This is a genomic window from Meiothermus luteus, assembly GCF_003574085.1.
Classification (GTDB): domain Bacteria; phylum Deinococcota; class Deinococci; order Deinococcales; family Thermaceae; genus Meiothermus; species Meiothermus luteus.
Genome location: NZ_QWKZ01000063.1, coordinates 1 through 15551, shown reverse-complemented (window position 1 = coordinate 15551; position 15551 = coordinate 1). Strand labels below are relative to the sequence as shown.

Genomic DNA, 15551 nt, shown 5'->3' with positions numbered 1-15551 from the left:
GGGTTTCTAGGAGGGGTTCTGGGCAAGGTAGGCCGGAGCCTCGAGCTGCGGCTGCCGGAAGGCTGGGGGCTGGAGATAGACGGCAAGGCTGCCCAGGTGGAGGCTAAGGGCATCGCCTTTTTGAAAGGACGGGTAGCCGCGGGCAACCTGGAGCTGAAGGCGGTGGAGGGGCTAGACCTGGAGCTCACCGCGGGCAACCTCGAGGGCTCGCTGCTGCTGCGGGAGGGGCAGCACCGCCTCCGGGTGTCCATGGGCAACGCTGAGCTTTTCCTGCTGTCCGGAAGCAGCCTCCGACTCAACGCCAACGTCAGCCTAGGGCATCAGGAAATCAGGGGCCTCCACCCCGAAGACGGCAGCGCGGGCCTTTTGGGGGAGGGCCGGGCCCGGCTCGAGGTCTGGGTGCGAATGGGCAATCTAGGGGTACAAGCGGAGGGAAGATGAACGACAAGGAACGGGTTATGCGGATGTTCAAGGAGGGCAAGGTCTCGCTTCAGGAAGCCCTCCGGCTGCTCGAGGCCATCCAAAGCTTTGACACCTACACCTCCCCCACCCCCAAAGGCAGCGCCCAAATGGTCCGCATCTCAATAGATGGCGAAGAGGTAAAGGTAAAGGTAAACCTGCCCGTCTCCTTGGCCAGGTTCGCCGCCCACTTCATTCCGCCCGAAGCCAAAGAACAGCTCAGCGCCCAAGGAATTGAGATTGCCGGCCTTCTGGACATGCTCAAAAACGAGCTGCCCGAAGGGCGGCTGGTAGACATGGAGATCAGCGAGTCCGAGGCCAAAATCCCCATGCGGGTAGTGATCGAGGTGGCCTAAGAGGGGTTATGAAACTGCCACACCGACCCATCCTTTCTCCGCCCCTACGCCCACGGTTTGTCTACCTATGGGTGCGGGTGAGAGGGGTTCCGATGCTGGTTTTGTGCGTCCCGCTGGCCGCGCTTAGCTTCTTCCTGAAGGTGGCTGCCCGGAAGCCCCGCTGGGGGCAGGACCACCGCTTGGTCCTCCTGAGGAACCTCTTCCTCGCCGAAGAGCTCCGCAGGACCCCCCCTTTCGTCCTGGCAGAGGTAGAGGTAAAATCCCCGGTTCCAAAAGGCGTGGAGGTCCGGCTCGGCCTCTGGTAAACAGACCATGCGGACGTTTCCCCCCCCTACCCAGTGTCCCGCTTGCGGCGGACACCTGCAGATAACCGGCTTGAAGTGCCCAGGTTGCCACACCGAGGTCAAAGGGGCTTTCCAACCCAACGAGTTCGCCCTCCTAACCCCAGAGCACCTGGAATTTCTAAGGCTCTACCTCAAGGTGCGGGGCAACCTGAAGGAGGTGGAACGAATCCTGGGTCTCTCCTACCCCACGGTGCGGGCCCGGCTCGAGGGGCTGCTCAGGGCCCTGGGCTACGAGGAGGAGCCCCAGGTGGAGGAGAAGGAGGAGATTCTCTCCGCGCTGGAAAAAGGCCAGATTAGCGCCGCCGAGGCCGCTGAGCGGCTGCGGGTCCTCAGAAAACGCTAGTGTCAAAAACGGGGCGGGCGCTTCTCAAAAAAGGCCGCGATGCCTTCGGCCAAATCCCCCGTTTCACGCACCCAGGCGTTGGCCAGAGCAGCCAGCCGGAAGCCGTCCTCTAGACCCATCCCGGGAATCGCGTGCAGCAGTTCTTTGGTGAGGCGAAGCGAGGTGGGCGCATTGGCCGCCATCTCCTTGGCTAGCGCCAAGGCCTCGTCCAAAACCCGCCCGGAGGGCACCACCCGGTTCACCAGGCCCATCCGGTAGGCCTCCTGGGCAGGGACCAGCCTGCCGGTGAGGAGCAGCTCCTTGGCGTGCTTCTCGCCCACACTGCGCACCAGAATCACCCCCACCAAGGCCGCCACAAAGCCAATCCTAACCTCGGTGTAGCCCAAGCTGGCCTCCTCGCTCATCACCACCAGGTCGCAAGCCCCAGCCAGCCCTGCCCCCCCGGCCACCGCCGGGCCATTGACCGCCGCCACGGTGGGCTTAGGAAAGGTGTAAATCCGATGAAACAGGCGCATTAGCTCTCGGGAGTGGGCGTAGTTGGCCTCAGCCCCTGCCTGGGTCACACCTCTTAGGAATTCCAGGTCGGCCCCCGCGCTAAACGCAGGGCCGGCCCCGGTAAGCACCACCGCCCGCACCCCCTTATCGCCTTCGGCAGCCTCCAAGGCTTCCAGCAGCCCCCGCACTAGCTCGGGCGAAAGAGGATTGCGTCGGTCAGGATCGTTTAGGGTGAGCAGGCGCAGCCCGTCTTGGTCGGAGGAAAGAACCCGCATACGCCCATGCTACTCCCAGCGCTGGGCATCGTGCTTGCCCCCCCAGCGCCGCTCCTGGCCGCCGGGGGTAAGTATGTAGGTATTGCGGTCATCGGCGAGCTGAGCCCTTAGAATCTCCAGCACCTTGCGCTTGGCCCGGCCGTTCAGAATGGGAAAGAAAAGCTCGTAGCGTCGGTCAAGGTTGCGGGGCATGGCATCGGCGCTGCCGGCCCAGATGCGCCACTTGCCCCTGTTCTTGAAAGCCGCAATGCGCGCGTGCTCCAAAAACCGCCCCACTAGGCTGCGCGCGTCAACCCCTTCCCAGAGGGCGGTAAGGGTGCTGCGCACAATCAGGTGCACCCGCGCTCCCCTGCCGAGCGCCTCCTCCAGGGCCTGCAGCACAGCAGGGTCGGTCAGGTGGTTGAACTTGAGGATGATCTCCCCCTTCCTGTGGGCTTCTCCTGCAATTCCTTCCAGGAGCAGCTCACGTATGCCAGAGGCCGTTCGCAAGACAGAAAGCGTTGGGGGCTTCCGGGCTTCCAAGGCCTCAAAAAAGGCCCACACATCGGCGGTGAGGGCAGGGTGGGCGGTGAAGAGGGAAAGGTCGGTGTAGAGCCGGCCGTTGAGGGGGTTGTAGTTGCCGGTACCCAGATGGGCGTAGGCGTGCCCTGCCCGGCGCACATACAGGGCTTTGGCGTGGACCTTTTTCTCCGGCAAGGGCAGCACCCGCACCCCCGCCCCGGAAAAGCGCAGGCTCCACTCGAGGTTGGCCAGCTCATCAAAGCGGGCCCGCCCCTCCAGCAGCACCGCCACATCTTTCCCCGCCTTGGCGGCCTGAATCAGGGAAGCGGCCAGCCTGTTGTTCTCGCCAATCCGGTAGAGCGTGGCCCGCAGGGCCTCCACCTTGGGGTCTCGAGCCGCCGCTTCCACAAACTCCTCCACTGCACCGTAGTCCTCAAAGGGGTGGTAAAGAACCAGGTCGCGTCGGTTCAGGTAGGCCCAGGGGTCCTTGCCAAACCCCTTGGGCCGCTTGGGCGCCAAGGGCTTGAACCTCTCCCCTGCTGGCCCCTGGCTCACCAGGGTAGAGACCAAGCTTAGGTCAAGGGGGGGCGGAAGGCGGAAGACCTCCTCGGGCAGAAGGCCCAGGGCCGTCCGCAGGGCCTCGGACCAAGGGTGCGGGAAGTCCTCTTCCAGCTCGAGGTGACTCACCTGGCCGTCTAGCCGCGCCTCCAGGGCCTCGGGCAGCTCATCCCAGTCCGCGCGGGAACGGGCGAGTTGGGCCAGGCGGATCAGACGGAACTCAAAGAGGGGCGGCTTGCCCGAGGTGGGGAGAAAGAGGTCGCTGCGCATCCGCACCAAAGCCCCAAGTCGCACAAATCCCCCCTCCCGGCCCGGCACCGGTAAAAGCCGGGGCAGGCTTTGGGGCAGGCGGATAAGGTGCCGTAGGGGCCCTTCCCCGGAGGCAAAGTAGAGGGCCTGACTGGACAGGTCAGACAGGGACCCGGGCTCAATAAGGTCGGTCAGCGGGGCCACTTCTTCGGCCAAGTAGGCCCCGAAGTACTGCTGCTCGGCCCGGGTCAGCTGGGAAGGTTCCAGAACGTGGATGTGAAGGTCCTCCAAGGACCTCAAAAACTCGCGGTAAAGCCGGGACGCCTCCTCAGACTGGCTCTGGGCCTCGGCTAAAACTGCCCGGTACTCTGGACTGCCCCGCCCCTCGGCAAAAAGACGGGAGACGCGAGCGGCGAAGAACTCATCCATATTGCTGGCCCAGATGGCCAGGAACCGAAGCCGCTCCAAAAGGGGAAAGTCCGGCCGGCAGGTCTGCTCCAACACCCGGCGGTTGAAGGAGAGCCAGCTCGCCTCTGGGGAAATAGGGGTGGCCGTGCCCTCGGGCATCGCCCTAAAGTCTGGACGCTCTCGGTCAGAAGCGTGTGAAGTCTTCTTCTTTTTCTTCACCCCAACCAGTCTAAACCCGGCAAGGCTTGACGTTTTGGTATACCAAAGGCTATACTGACCCACGATGTCGCAGGCGATAAGACCACACCGGCTAGCCCCCCGCTAGGGGTCTGGCGGCTGTGGCGCAAGACCCCGGGCTAGGCTCTGGGGTCTTGCGGCATCCAGGAGAGCAAGATGGGAAAGAGCTTGTACGAAAAAGTCTGGGAGGCCCACGCCCTCCGCACCCTGCCCAACGGACAGACCCAGCTCTTCATTGACGTCCATCTCATTCACGAAGTAACAAGCCCCCAAGCCTTCGGCATGCTGCGCGACCTGGGCCTCAAGGTGCGCTACCCCGAGCGGACCTTTGCCACGGTGGACCACATCGTGCCGACCCACTCACTCTTGGAACCCTTTGAGGACCCCCAAGCCGACGAGATGATCCGTCATCTGCGCAAAAACGTGGCCGAGCACGGCATCACCTTTTTTGACGTGACCTCGGGCCGGCAGGGCATCGTGCACGTGATTGGCCCGGAAAACGGCATCACCCAGCCCGGCATGACCATCGCCTGCGGTGACTCCCACACCTCCACCCACGGGGCCTTTGGCGCCATCGCCTTCGGGATTGGCACCACCCAGGTGCGCGATGTGCTGGCCACCCAGACCATGGCGGTGAGCAAGCTCAAGGTGCGGCGCATCAACGTTGACGGACGGCTGGGGCCAGGGGTCTACGCCAAGGACGTCATCCTGCACATCATCAAGACCCTAGGGGTCAACGGGGGCATCGGCTACGCCTACGAGTACGGCGGCAGCGTCTTTGACAACTTCAGCATGGAAGAGCGCATGACCGTCTGCAACATGAGCATTGAGGGAGGCGCCCGCATCGGCTACGTCAACCCCGACCAGACCACCTTTGACTACCTCAAGGGCCGTCCCTACGCGCCCAAGGGCGCCGAGTGGGATAGGGCTGTTGAGCGCTGGAAAGCCCTAGCCTCCGACCCCGACGCCCACTACGACGATGTGGTCAGCATCCGCGCGGAGGACATCGCGCCCACCGTGACCTGGGGCATCAACCCCGGCCAGGGCTGCGCCATCACTGACCGGGTTCCCGACCCCGCCCACTATCCCGAATCCCAGCGGGCCGCCATTGAGGAGGCCCTGGCCCACATGAAGCTCAAACCCGGCCAGCCCATCAAAGGCGTCAAGATAGACGTGGCCTTCTTGGGAAGCTGCACCAACGGCCGCATCTCCGACTTCCGGGAGGCCGCCAAGTACCTCAAGGGCCGCAAGGTAGCCCCAGGCGTGCGGGCCATCGCGGTGCCGGGCTCGCAGCAGGTGGCCAGGCAGTGCGAAGAGGAGGGCATCGCTGACATCTTCCGGGAGGCCGGATTTGAGTGGCGCGGGGCCGGCTGCAGCATGTGCTTGGCCATGAACCCCGACCGGCTGGTAGGGGATGAGCTTTGCGCCTCTAGCTCCAACCGCAACTTCAAGGGCCGCCAAGGCAGCGCCACCGGGCGCACCGTGCTGATGAGCCCGGTGATGGTGGTGGCGGCGGCGGTTACAGGCCGCATCAGCGACGCGCGGGAAGTGTTTGGGGCCGAGCTGGTGGGGGCGTAAGAGGCGGGCAGCCCGGGCGATTCCAGGGATATGAGCCGCATCCTGCTCGGTCTGAGCCTGGTGGCCCTCTCGGTGCTACTCTCCATGGCCACGCTGGCCCTTTGGTACCAAAGCCTGGCCAGCACGCCGGTGCGGGCTTGGCTCATCTTTGCCGGGGGGTTCGTGCTGGTCTCGGCGGCTGCGCTGGTGGGGGTGTGGAATATCTCGAGGGGCTTCAAGGCAGAGCGGGACGAATAGAGCTTGAGAAGAGGAGAAACCATGGCTTTAGAAGCGATTAAGCAGGTCTCCGGACGTGCCGTGTACGTTCCCGGCGACGACATAGACACCGACCGCATCACCCCGGCGCGCTACCTGAAGGTGGTCACCTTTGACGGACTGGGCGAGGCCCTCTTCCACGACGAGCGCTTCAACCCGGACGGCTCGGAGAAGCCCCACCCGCTGAATGACCCCCGCTTTAAAGGGGCCCGCATCATGCTGGTGGGGGCCAACTTCGGCTGTGGCTCCTCCCGGGAGCACGCCCCCCAGGCCATCTACCGGGCAGGCTTCCGGGCCCTCATCGGCGAGAGCTTCGCGGAGATTTTCTTCGGCAACGCCACCACCCTCTCCATGCCGTGCGTGACCGCCTCCAAGGCCGATATCGCCGCCTTGGCCCAAGCGATTGAGGAGGACCCGGGCCTCCTGGTCACGGTGGATGTGGAGCGGCTCGAGGTGCGCTACGCCGACAAGGCCTTCCAAGTAGGCCTGCCCCCCACGGCCCAAAAGGCTCTGGTGGAAGGACGCTGGGACCCCATCGCCGACCTGCTCGAGGCCACCGACCTCATCCAAGAGGCCCACGCCCGGCTGCCCAGGGCCACCCGCTAGGAGAACCGCCATGCCCAAGGTTGCCCTTCTCCCTGGCGACGGCATCGGCCCCGAGGTTACCTACGCCGCGGTGGAGGTGCTAAAGGCCGCCGATGAGGCATTTGGCTTGGGGCTTGAGTTTGAAGCCTTTCCCTTTGGGGGAAACGCCATTGACACCCATGGCGAGCCCTTTCCCGAGGTAACCCAAAGGGGCTGCCTGCAAGCCGACGCTATCTTGCTGGGGGCCATCGGGGGCCCTAAGTGGGACCACGTGCCCCGCCACCTGCGCCCCGAAACCGGCCTGCTGGCCCTGCGTAAGGCCCACGGCCTTTTCGCCAACCTGCGCCCGGCCAAGGTGCTGCCCGGCCTGGAGCATCTCTCCCCGCTCAAACCCGAGATTGCCCGGGGAGTAGACGTACTGGTGATCCGCGAGCTCACCGGGGGCATCTACTTCGGAGAGCCCCGCGGCATGAGCGAGGCTGAGGCCTGGAACACCGAGCGCTACAGCAGGCTCGAGGTTGAGCGCATTGCCCGGGTGGCCTTTGAAGCGGCCCGCAAAAGGCGGGGCCTGGTCTGCAGCGTGGACAAAGCCAACGTGCTCGAGGTGGGCGAGTTCTGGCGCAAGACCGTGGACGAGGTACACCGGGATTACCCCGATGTGGCCCTGGAGCACCAGTACGTGGACGCCATGGCTATGCACCTGGTCACCCGGCCCAGCCGCTTTGACGTGGTGGTGACCGGCAACATCTTCGGCGACATCCTCTCCGACCTGGCCAGCGTGCTGCCGGGCTCGCTGGGCCTGTTGCCCTCGGCCAGCCTGGGCGAGAAGACCCCCCTCTTTGAACCCGTTCACGGCTCGGCTCCGGACATCGCCGGGAGGGGCATCGCCAACCCTACCGCGGCCATCCTGTCGGCGGCTATGCTCCTCACCTATGCCCTGAACCGCCCCGAGGTGGCCCGGCGGGTGGAGGAGGCGGTGGCCCAGGCCCTTGCCCAAAGCCCTACCCCCGACCTGGGCGGAAAGGCCGGCACTCAGGACTTTACCCAGCAGGTGGTTGCAGCCTTCCGCAGGGTGGTGACCTGAACTGTAGGACACCAAAGGCTAGAGCCGGTGCTGGTAAACTGCCCAAGAGGCCTGTAACTTGGTGGCCAAACCCCTTTGGGGTACAAACCCGGTATCCTTGTGAGGTAGCCATGCGTTCCGACATCATCAAGAAAGGCCCCAAACAAGCCCCTGCTCGAGCCATGCTCCGCGCGGTGGGCATTGGCGACGAGGAGTTCAAGATTCCTTGGGTGGGCATCGTGAACACCTGGACCGAAGGCATGCCCTGCAACTTCCACCTGCGCGACCTGGCCGCCGACCTAAAGATTGGGGCCAAGGAAGCGGGCCTCCAGACCTTTGAGTTTGGCGCCCCGGCCATCTCCGACGGCATTAGCATGGGCACCATAGGGATGCGGGCCTCGCTGGTGAGCCGTGAGGTCATTGCCGACTCCATTGAGCTGATCGCCCAGGGCTACCTGTACGACGGCATGGTGGCGCTGGTGGCCTGCGACAAGACCAACCCCGGAGCCATGATGGGCGTCATCCGGGCCGATGTACCCAGTCTGGTGCTTTACGGCGGTTCCATCGCACCGGGCATCCTGAACGGGAAAAAGCAGACCATCGTTTCGGTCTTTGAGGCGGTGGGCCAGTACGCTGCGGGCAAAATCTCCGAAGAGGAACTCGCCGAGGTTGAGCGCACCGCCATCCCCGGCCCTGGCGCTTGCGGCGGGCAGTACACTGCCAACACCATGGCCATGGTGCTGGAGGTCATGGGGTTTTCCCCCATCGGCTACAACGCCATTCCGGCGGTGGCCCCGGAGAAGAAGGAGGCCGGCCGGAAGGCCATGCGCATCCTGGCCGAGGCCATAAAGCACAACCGCACCCCCAAAAGCTTCCTTACCAAGAAGAGCTTTACCAACGCCATCGCAGCGGTGGCGGCTACCGGGGGTTCCACCAACGCGGTGCTCCACCTGCTGGCAGTAGCAAAGGAAGCCGGCATTAAGCTCACCCTGGAGGAGTTTGATAAAATCTCGCGCAAAACTCCGGTAATCGCCGATATGCGCCCCTGGGGCCAGTATACTGCCTGGGAGCTTTGGGAGGCCGGAGGGATTCCCCTGGTCATCCGCCGCCTGATTGAGGGGGGCATCATAGATGGCGATCAGATGACCGTAAGCGGCAAAACCCTTTGGGAGGAAACCAAAAACGCCAAGGAGGCCAAAGGGCAAAAGGTCGTGGCCACCGTGCAAAATCCCTTCAAGCCCGAGGGCGGGCTGCGGGTCCTGAAAGGAAGCCTGGCCCCAGAGGGCGCGGTGCTCAAGCTGGTGGGCACCGAGACCAAGGTCTTCCGTGGCCCAGCCCGGGTCTTCAACGGCGAAGAGGCCGCTATGAAGGCCGTTTTGAAGAAGAAAATCAAACCTGGCGATGTGGTGGTCATCCGCTACGAGGGCCCCAAGGGAGCCCCGGGAATGCCCGAGATGCTCTCGGTCACCTCTGCCCTGGTGGGTGAGGGGCTCGGGCCTTACGTGGCGCTGGTAACCGATGGGCGTTTTTCTGGAGGTACCCGCGGCCTGATGATCGGGCATGTGGCCCCCGAGGCCCAGGTAGGAGGGCCCATCGCCTTGGTGGAAGAGGGCGACGTCATCTCCATTGACTGCGACCAGGGCATCTTGAACCTGGAGGTCTCAGAGAAGGAGCTGGCTAAGCGGGCCAAAGCCTGGAAGCCCCCCAAACCCCACTACAAGAGTGGGTTGTTCGCCCGCTACGCAGCGCTGGTGAGCAGCGCAAGGGAGGGAGCGGTGCTGGTAAAGCCGGACTAGGCGCGGGCGAAGGGGCCCCCAACCCCGGAAGGGCCCTTGAGCCTTCCGCCGGTCAAGCCCTAGGATAAGCCGGTGCAACGCCTTGGAATTGTAGACCTAGGCTCCGGTACGGCCCGCCTGGTGGTATACGCCTATGAGCCCGGACGGCACTTCCGTTTGATAGACGAAATCCGCGAAACAGTCCGGCTAGGCGAGGGGCTGGGCACCCAAAACCGGCTCACCAAGGGGGGAATGCAGCGGGCGCTTTCAGCCCTCAGGCTCTATGCTGACTTCGCCCAGGCCACCGACCTAGACGAGCTAAGGGTGGTCGCCACCAGCGCGAGCCGCGATGCTGAAAATGGCCCAGAGTTTTTGCAGGAGGTTCGGAAGCTCGGGCTGCAGGTGCGGGTGCTCTCGGGGGAGGAGGAGGCCCGGTACGGGGTTTTGGCGGTGGCCAACTCCTTCCCCCTGGAGGAGGCCTGGGTGATGGACCTGGGCGGCGGCAGCGCCCAGCTTTCCTCCATGGAAAGCCGCCTTTACCGATGGGGGCGGGCCTATCCTTTGGGGGCGGTGCGGCTGACCGAGATGTTCCTGCAAAACGACCCCCCCAAAAAAGGCGAGGTAGAGGAGCTCGAGCGCTTCGTGCGAAAAGAGATGAAGGATGTTCTGGAGCAACTCCGCGAGCATCCTCGGCCCTTGGTAGCCATGGGCGGTACTGTGCGCAACCTAGCCAAGCTGGCCCAGCGTCGCCGGGGGTACCCCCTCGACCTTCTGCACGGCTACTTCCTCTCGCGAAGTGAGTTGGAGGAGCTGATGGAGCTCCTACTGGCCCGCAGCGCGGAACAGCGCCGGCGGCTCGAGGGCCTTCAGGCCGATCGGGCCGATGTGATCATCGCCGGTGCCCTGGTCTACCGAACCCTGCTCCGCGAAGCCGGGTTGGAGGGGCTCTACGTTTCCGGCCAGGGCCTGCGCGAAGGGGTTTTTTACGAGGCCTTTCTACCCCCACCCCACCTGCTCTCCGATGTGCGCGGCTTCTTTGTGCGCAACCTGTTCGCCCGCTACCCCCAGGACCACGGCCATACCGCTCGCGTACGCCACTTCTGCCGCTTGCTCTTCCGGCTGCTCAAGCCCCTGCACGGCTACCAGGAAGAGGAGCGCCTTCTCGACGAAGCGGCCCTGCTCCACGACATCGGTATGAGCATCGGCTACTACGACCACCACAAGCACGGCGAATACCTGGTGATGAGCCAGGCCATCCCCGGCCTGACCCACCGGGAACAGGCCCTCCTGGGGCTTCTGGTGCGCTACCACCGCAAGGGCGAGCCCAAGCCAGGGGCCTACAAACCCCTTCTCCAAGAAGGGGACACCAAGCGGCTGCTACGCCTGGCCGCTATTCTCCGCATCAGCGAGTACCTGGAGCGCAGCCGGGCAGGCAGGGTGGAGGGGCTGGAGGTGGAAATAGGGACGCAGCAGGTGAGGCTGACCCTGCTGGCCCAGGAGGAGCCTTGGGTGGAGCTGGCCGAAACCGCAAAGCAGGACAAGCTCTTCCAAGCAGCCTTTGAGCGCGAGCTGCAGCTTGCCTGGAGGCCCCTGGAATAAGGAGGGGCGCGATAGGATGAAGCCATGGAGCTCTACTTAGTTCGCCACGCCATCGCCCTGGAGGCAGCGCCGGGCCAGCCCGACGAGGCGCGGCCATTGAGCGAGGAGGGTAAGGAGAAGTTTCGCGCTGCCGTGCGGGGCTTGAAACGCCTGGGGGTCTGTTTTGACCGCATCTACCACAGCCCCAAGCTGCGCGCCGTGCAGACCGCAGAGCTGCTGACCCCCTTGCTGGAGGAAGGCCAGACCCAGGTAACCCCCCACCTGGCCGAGCCGCCAAGCGAAGCCCTGCTCAACACGCTGGAGGGCTCCTCGGTGGCCCTGGTGGGGCATGAGCCCTGGCTGAGTAGTCTGTGCGCCTGGTTGCTGGTTGGAAGCCCCCAAGGGGAAAGCTTTCCCTTCAAGAAGGGGGGGGTGGCCCACCTAGAGGGCCACCCCAGACCTGGGCAGATGAGGCTTTTGGGCTTTTGGTCGCCCCGGCTGCTGCGCAAGCTGGCCTAAGCAGACCCCAGCCTGAAAGGAGTCCTCTGGCCGGCCAGGGCAATCTCCCGGGCCTCCGCGGGCGCCCAGGAAAGCCCGAGCACCGCCTGGTAGGCCCGCAAGGCCCGCTCACGCTGGCCCAGGGCATCGGCAAGCTGGCCGTAGCGGGCCAGGGCGTAGCCTGGCAGGTAGGCCGGGTGATGGAAGTCTGTGTGTAAAAGCTCCTCCAAAAGGACCAAAGCGTCCTCCGGCTGCCCCGCCGCCAGGTAAATCTGGGCCGCGCAGTAAAGCGCCTCGGGTTCCTTTACCGCCTGAAGCCCCTCCAGCAAAAGCCCCCAGTCGTCCGATTCGCTAAGCCGCCAGGCCCGGTCCAGCAGGCTGCGCCACCGCTCGAACTCCGTGGGGGCGTGGGCCTGGGGAAGGCGGTACGAGCCTTCCGGTAGGGCCTCTATCAGCAGCGGATAGTCTAGGACATCCACCAGCACCACCGCCCTCCCAGGGCTCGAGAGGCGCTCGGCCACCTTCCGCATCCTAAGCGACCGAAAACCGGTCGCCGGACCATCCCCAAAAAGCCTCACATACCCCTGGTGGTAGGCCTGCAACGCCTCAATGGTGCCCTTTTGGGCCAAACGCTCCGGGGTCATTGGTTCGGTGAGCAGCCTCTGCAAAGCCTCCTCCAAAGGGGCCGCCCGCCGCAAAAACTCCTGGCCCCGTGGGTATTGCTCCAGGGCCTGGCGGAACTCCAGGGCCTGGCGGCGCAGGTCCTCGGCCTCATCCAAGGCCACCACCGCCAGCCCTACCCTTTCCGCCCAGGGCAAAACGTGAAAGAATGAAAGCTCGTTCTGGTCGCGCCAGCGCTGCGCGCCCAGCTCTTGGGGGCTATAGGAGGCTAGGTACAGGGTTTCGGGCTGGTAAAGCCGCGTCAGCTCCAGGACCGTCACCCCGTTGTAGCGGGGGTGCAGGATGTGAAAGGGGCCCAGGGTGGGAACGAGCAAGACCGACACGCCCGGCATTTTAGACCTTCGCGACAAAAGCTACCGTCTGGCAATGCTCAATGGCTGGCTGGTGCTGCTGGGCGACGCCTTTTTCAATGGCTCCATCGTGCTGGCCTCGTTTGCGGCCAAGCTTGGAGCGGCCAACTGGGTGGTGGGGCTGCTGCCGGCTTTGCTCACCGCGGGCTCCATGGTCCCGCAGGTTTTCCTGGCCTCCTATGTGGCCCGGCTGCCCGTAAAAGTGGTCCTCTACCGACGGATGGCTATGCTGCGGGTGGCCAGCTTGGGCCTGGTGGCCCTAGGGGGGTTCTTTCTCGGCCACAAACCCGAGCTCCTGCTCTGGGTCTTCGTGGTGGGGCTTGGCCTAAACGGACTCTTCACCGGCTTTTCCAGCCTTCCCTTCTGGGAAACCATCGCCAAAACCATCCCCATGGAGCGGCGCGCATCCCTCTTCTCCATGCGCAACCTGGTAGGTGGGGCGCTGGCCTTCCTAGCAGGGCTGCTGGTGCGGCAGGTGCTCGAGCTACCCCTGCCCTTCCCCTACCCCTACGCCATCCTCTTCACCCTGGGCACCCTGGCCTTCGCCTACGGCTGGCACCTGTTCGGCCAGATTGACGAGCCTCCGGACAAGGAAGTTCGAAAGGAAGAGCTCTCCCTCACCCTACCCTTTCGCGACTTTTACTTCCGCCGCTTTCTGCGGGTGCGGGTTCTTCTGGCCATCGCCGGCATGGTGGAGCCCTTCTACGCCGCCTACGCGGTGCGCAACCTGGGCCACAAGGGAGAAGTTGGCATCTATCTGATGGTCTACACCTCGGCCTCGGTCCTCTCCAACCTGCTTTGGGTGCGCCTCTCCCGGCGCTTTGGCTCCCGAAGCCTAATCCTCATCGGCGCAGCTCTGGGTGCCCTGACCCCCGCGCTGGCCTTGCTGCTGCCGGCTTCGCTCTTCTGGGTGGTGTTCGCCCTGCAGGGGGCTTACCTGTCGGCCATCGGGGTGGGCACCGCCACCTACCTGGTCAACCTGGCCCCCACCGAGGCCCGCAGCTCTTACATTGGCCTGTCCAACACCATTGTGGGGCTCCTCTCCTTCTCCCCGGTGCTGGGGGGGCTTCTGGCCGACCGGGTCGGCTACGCGGGCCCGATGCTGGTGGCGGCGGTCTGCTACGCCTGGGCCCTTTACGCTGGCCGGCGGCTTAAGCTTTTGGAAGCGGCGGCTGGGGGTCAAACCCCGTAGAGGGCAGAGAATTTGCGCTCTAGGTAGGTCAGAAGGTGAGTTGGATTCAGGTCTTCCCCGGTCACCTGCCAAAGTAGCTCACGGGGCCAGTAGCGGCTGCCTTGGTGGTGGATGTTCCGCCTAGTCCACTCCAGCAAGAGAGAAAACTCCCCCCGGGCGAACTGCTCTTCCAAGGGCCCCAACTCCCGCTCGGCGCGGGCGAAGAACTGCGCGGCGTAGAGGTTGCCCAGGGTATAGGTGGGGAAATAGCCAATCAAGCCTGCTGCCCAGTGCACGTCCTGCATCAGCCCATCCCCTATCTGGGGCGGGCGAACCCCCAGGTACTGCTGGTACTTGGCCTCCCAGGCCTCGGGCGCGTCTTCTAGGTCTAGCTCGCCACGCAGCAGGGCCCGCTCCACCTCAAAGCGAATCAGGATGTGCAGGTTGTAGGTCACCTCGTCGGCCTCCACCCGAATCAGGCTGGGCTCCACCGCGTTGATGGCGAAGTAGAAGTCTTCCAGCCGCACATCCCGCAGAGCCTCGAAGTGGTGCTGGACACGGGGCCAAAAATACCGCCAGAAGCCCAGGCTGCGGCCCACCAGGTTCTCCCAGGTGCGGCTTTGCGACTCGTGGACGCCCAGCGAGATCTCGCTCCCCATGGGGGTACCGAAGTGTTCGGGCAACAGCCCCTGCCCGTAGAGGCCATGCCCCATTTCGTGCACGATGCTGAAGAAGCCCGCGTTGAAGTAGTCTGGGTAGTAGCGGGTGGTGAGGCGCACATCCCCGGGGCCGATACCCTGCATGAAGGGGTGGGCCACCACATCCAGCCGGCCGGCCTCGAGGTCAAACCCCAGCCGGGCGATGACCTCCTTGCCGAAGGCCTCCTGGGCGGGAATGGGGAAGTGGCGGCGGAGGATGGCGGTATCGGGGCGGCGACGGCTGCCCTGAATGCGCCTTAGAAGGGCCACGCTGGCCTCGCCCACCTGTTTGAAGATGGGCTCGAGCTGGGCGGTGGTGGCCCCCGGCTCGTACTGGTCCAGCAGCGCGTCGTAGGGCTCCTCTTTGTAGCCCAGCACATCGGCCAGCTCACGGGTCAGGGCAAAAATCCGCTTCAGGATGGGCCGAAAGCCCTCCCAGTCGTTCTTGGGGCGGGCCTCTTCCCAGATGGCCTCGCCCTCGCTGGTGGCCTGGGCCAGCTCCACCGCCAGCCGCTCGGGGATACGGGTGGCGCGCTCAAAAGCCCGCCGCCACTCCCGCACGTTGACTGCCTCCACCGAGCCAGGCTGGAGCCAGCTCGAGCCCTCGAGGATGGCCAGCCGCTCCCCTATTCGGGGGTCGGTGGCCCGCTGGTGCAGCAGCTTGGCCAACGCAGCCTGCATCTGGGCCCGGTGCGGGTGGCCCTTTCTGGGGGTGTAGGTGGCCTGATCCCAGGCGGCCAGCCTGGCGAAGGATTCTAGGTAGGCGCTCTCCCGGCTATGCTGCAAAAGCCACTGGTACGCTTCTTGGGCAGTCATACCCGCCCATCATAGCTACCCCGCGCGGTTTTGCCAGCCCGTTACCCGTCCCATTCGGCCCAGGCCTCCCCCGGGCGCAGATCCAGGCGCAGCACCCCGTCCTGGTAGGCCAGGCCCACCCCACGGGCCGGCGGGGCCACCCCCCGCACCTCGGCGAAGACCGCCTCGCGGGGGTGGCTCGAGCGATCCAGAAAGCGCAGCTCGAGCCGCCGGCCGTCAAAGCTGCCCAAAAGCTCGCTCCAGGCCCCCGGCCCCTCTCCTTCCCCCTCGTCCTCAAA

At 64.9% G+C, this 15551-nt stretch carries 15 protein-coding genes and 2 pseudogenes; 12 read left to right on the top strand and 5 right to left on the bottom strand.

Going from position 1 to position 15551, the window contains the following annotated elements; all coding sequences use genetic code 11:
• From Mlute_RS09890 to Mlute_RS09875, 4 genes and pseudogenes are all read left to right on the top strand, one after another.
• Window positions 1-441, top strand: a pseudogene (locus tag Mlute_RS09890) (hypothetical protein); the annotation flags it as partial.
• Entirely contained in the window at window positions 438-815 is a 378-nt protein-coding gene (locus tag Mlute_RS09885) for a hypothetical protein (protein ID WP_119360503.1), read from the top strand. The pseudogene Mlute_RS09890 and the gene Mlute_RS09885, both read left to right, overlap by 4 nt.
• Window positions 816-823: 8 nt before the next feature.
• On the top strand, window positions 824-1120 hold the full coding sequence (locus Mlute_RS09880) for a hypothetical protein (RefSeq protein ID WP_119360502.1): 297 nt from the start codon (window positions 824-826) through the stop codon (window positions 1118-1120).
• A 7-nt stretch (window positions 1121-1127) separates the two neighbouring features.
• Window positions 1128-1502 (top strand): DUF2089 domain-containing protein, encoded by a 375-nt coding sequence (locus Mlute_RS09875; protein ID WP_119360501.1) that lies wholly within the window; start codon window positions 1128-1130, stop codon window positions 1500-1502.
• 2 nt (window positions 1503-1504) lie between these two features.
• Here Mlute_RS09875 and Mlute_RS09870 read toward each other — a convergent pair whose 3' ends face one another.
• Together Mlute_RS09870 and Mlute_RS09865 are read right to left on the bottom strand one after the other, a co-directional pair.
• Complete coding sequence (locus tag Mlute_RS09870) at window positions 1505-2272, bottom strand: enoyl-CoA hydratase/isomerase family protein (protein WP_119360500.1); 768 nt, start codon at window positions 2270-2272, stop codon at window positions 1505-1507.
• Between the two features lie 9 nt (window positions 2273-2281).
• The gene (locus Mlute_RS09865; protein ID WP_119360499.1) at window positions 2282-4147 is read right to left on the bottom strand and encodes a polyphosphate kinase; all 1866 of its coding nucleotides are present in this window, start codon (window positions 4145-4147) and stop codon (window positions 2282-2284) included.
• Window positions 4148-4381: 234 nt separating this feature from the next.
• Here Mlute_RS09865 and leuC point away from each other — a divergent pair, with 234 nt between their 5' ends.
• The 7 genes from leuC (at window position 4382) to sixA (ending at window position 11578) form a co-directional block, all read left to right on the top strand.
• Window positions 4382-5803 carry a 3-isopropylmalate dehydratase large subunit gene (gene leuC / locus Mlute_RS09860; RefSeq protein ID WP_119360498.1) on the top strand — a complete coding sequence of 474 codons (1422 nt, stop codon included), beginning with the start codon at window positions 4382-4384 and terminating at the stop codon, window positions 5801-5803.
• Between the two features lie 30 nt (window positions 5804-5833).
• Entirely contained in the window at window positions 5834-6040 is a 207-nt protein-coding gene (locus tag Mlute_RS09855; RefSeq protein ID WP_245958930.1) for a hypothetical protein, read from the top strand.
• A 21-nt stretch (window positions 6041-6061) separates the two neighbouring features.
• The gene (gene leuD, locus Mlute_RS09850) at window positions 6062-6664 is read left to right on the top strand and encodes a 3-isopropylmalate dehydratase small subunit (RefSeq protein WP_119360497.1); all 603 of its coding nucleotides are present in this window, start codon (window positions 6062-6064) and stop codon (window positions 6662-6664) included.
• Window positions 6665-6674: 10 nt separating this feature from the next.
• Window positions 6675-7727, top strand: a complete 1053-nt coding sequence (leuB, locus tag Mlute_RS09845; RefSeq protein WP_119360496.1) for a 3-isopropylmalate dehydrogenase — start codon at window positions 6675-6677, stop codon at window positions 7725-7727.
• A gap of 110 nt (window positions 7728-7837) precedes the next feature.
• A complete protein-coding gene (gene ilvD, locus Mlute_RS09840) occupies window positions 7838-9502 on the top strand; it encodes a dihydroxy-acid dehydratase (RefSeq protein ID WP_119360495.1) in 1665 nt (554 codons plus the stop codon).
• Between the two features lie 72 nt (window positions 9503-9574).
• On the top strand, window positions 9575-11080 hold the full coding sequence (locus Mlute_RS09835; protein WP_119360494.1) for a Ppx/GppA phosphatase family protein: 1506 nt from the start codon (window positions 9575-9577) through the stop codon (window positions 11078-11080).
• 24 nt (window positions 11081-11104) lie between these two features.
• Window positions 11105-11578, top strand: a complete 474-nt coding sequence (gene sixA / locus Mlute_RS09830; protein ID WP_119360493.1) for a phosphohistidine phosphatase SixA — start codon at window positions 11105-11107, stop codon at window positions 11576-11578.
• Here the strand turns inward: sixA and Mlute_RS09825 are convergent.
• A complete protein-coding gene (locus Mlute_RS09825; RefSeq protein ID WP_182482531.1) occupies window positions 11575-12570 on the bottom strand; it encodes a tetratricopeptide repeat protein in 996 nt (331 codons plus the stop codon). The genes sixA and Mlute_RS09825 overlap by 4 nt on opposite strands.
• Before the next feature lie 34 nt (window positions 12571-12604).
• Between Mlute_RS09825 and Mlute_RS09820 the strand changes: the two genes are divergently transcribed.
• Entirely contained in the window at window positions 12605-13780 is a 1176-nt protein-coding gene (locus Mlute_RS09820) for an MFS transporter (RefSeq protein WP_119360492.1), read from the top strand.
• On the opposite strand, the gene Mlute_RS09815 is transcribed toward Mlute_RS09820, so the two are convergent.
• Window positions 13768-15273, bottom strand: a complete 1506-nt coding sequence (locus tag Mlute_RS09815) for a carboxypeptidase M32 (RefSeq protein WP_119360491.1) — start codon at window positions 15271-15273, stop codon at window positions 13768-13770. The two genes, Mlute_RS09820 and Mlute_RS09815, sit on opposite strands and share 13 nt — an antisense overlap.
• Window positions 15274-15314: 41 nt before the next feature.
• Window positions 15315-15551 (bottom strand): annotated as a pseudogene (locus Mlute_RS15640) (glycoside hydrolase family 31 protein); the annotation flags it as partial.

What these genes read in the sequence shown, in the direction of transcription:
- Mlute_RS09885 (WP_119360503.1), top strand. Translation starts at nt 438, where the DNA reads ATGAACGACAAGGAACGGGTTATGCGGATGTTCAAGGAGGGCAAGGTC.
- Mlute_RS09880 (WP_119360502.1), top strand. Translation starts at nt 824, where the DNA reads ATGAAACTGCCACACCGACCCATCCTTTCTCCGCCCCTACGCCCACGG.
- Mlute_RS09875 (WP_119360501.1), top strand. Translation starts at nt 1,128, where the DNA reads ATGCGGACGTTTCCCCCCCCTACCCAGTGTCCCGCTTGCGGCGGACAC.
- Mlute_RS09870 (WP_119360500.1), bottom strand. Translation starts at nt 2,272, where the DNA reads ATGCGGGTTCTTTCCTCCGACCAAGACGGGCTGCGCCTGCTCACCCTA.
- Mlute_RS09865 (WP_119360499.1), bottom strand. Translation starts at nt 4,147, where the DNA reads ATGCCCGAGGGCACGGCCACCCCTATTTCCCCAGAGGCGAGCTGGCTC.
- leuC (WP_119360498.1), top strand. Translation starts at nt 4,382, where the DNA reads ATGGGAAAGAGCTTGTACGAAAAAGTCTGGGAGGCCCACGCCCTCCGC.
- Mlute_RS09855 (WP_245958930.1), top strand. Translation starts at nt 5,834, where the DNA reads ATGAGCCGCATCCTGCTCGGTCTGAGCCTGGTGGCCCTCTCGGTGCTA.
- leuD (WP_119360497.1), top strand. Translation starts at nt 6,062, where the DNA reads ATGGCTTTAGAAGCGATTAAGCAGGTCTCCGGACGTGCCGTGTACGTT.
- leuB (WP_119360496.1), top strand. Translation starts at nt 6,675, where the DNA reads ATGCCCAAGGTTGCCCTTCTCCCTGGCGACGGCATCGGCCCCGAGGTT.
- ilvD (WP_119360495.1), top strand. Translation starts at nt 7,838, where the DNA reads ATGCGTTCCGACATCATCAAGAAAGGCCCCAAACAAGCCCCTGCTCGA.
- sixA (WP_119360493.1), top strand. Translation starts at nt 11,105, where the DNA reads ATGGAGCTCTACTTAGTTCGCCACGCCATCGCCCTGGAGGCAGCGCCG.
- Mlute_RS09825 (WP_182482531.1), bottom strand. Translation starts at nt 12,570, where the DNA reads ATGCCGGGCGTGTCGGTCTTGCTCGTTCCCACCCTGGGCCCCTTTCAC.
- Mlute_RS09820 (WP_119360492.1), top strand. Translation starts at nt 12,605, where the DNA reads ATGCTCAATGGCTGGCTGGTGCTGCTGGGCGACGCCTTTTTCAATGGC.
- Mlute_RS09815 (WP_119360491.1), bottom strand. Translation starts at nt 15,273, where the DNA reads ATGACTGCCCAAGAAGCGTACCAGTGGCTTTTGCAGCATAGCCGGGAG.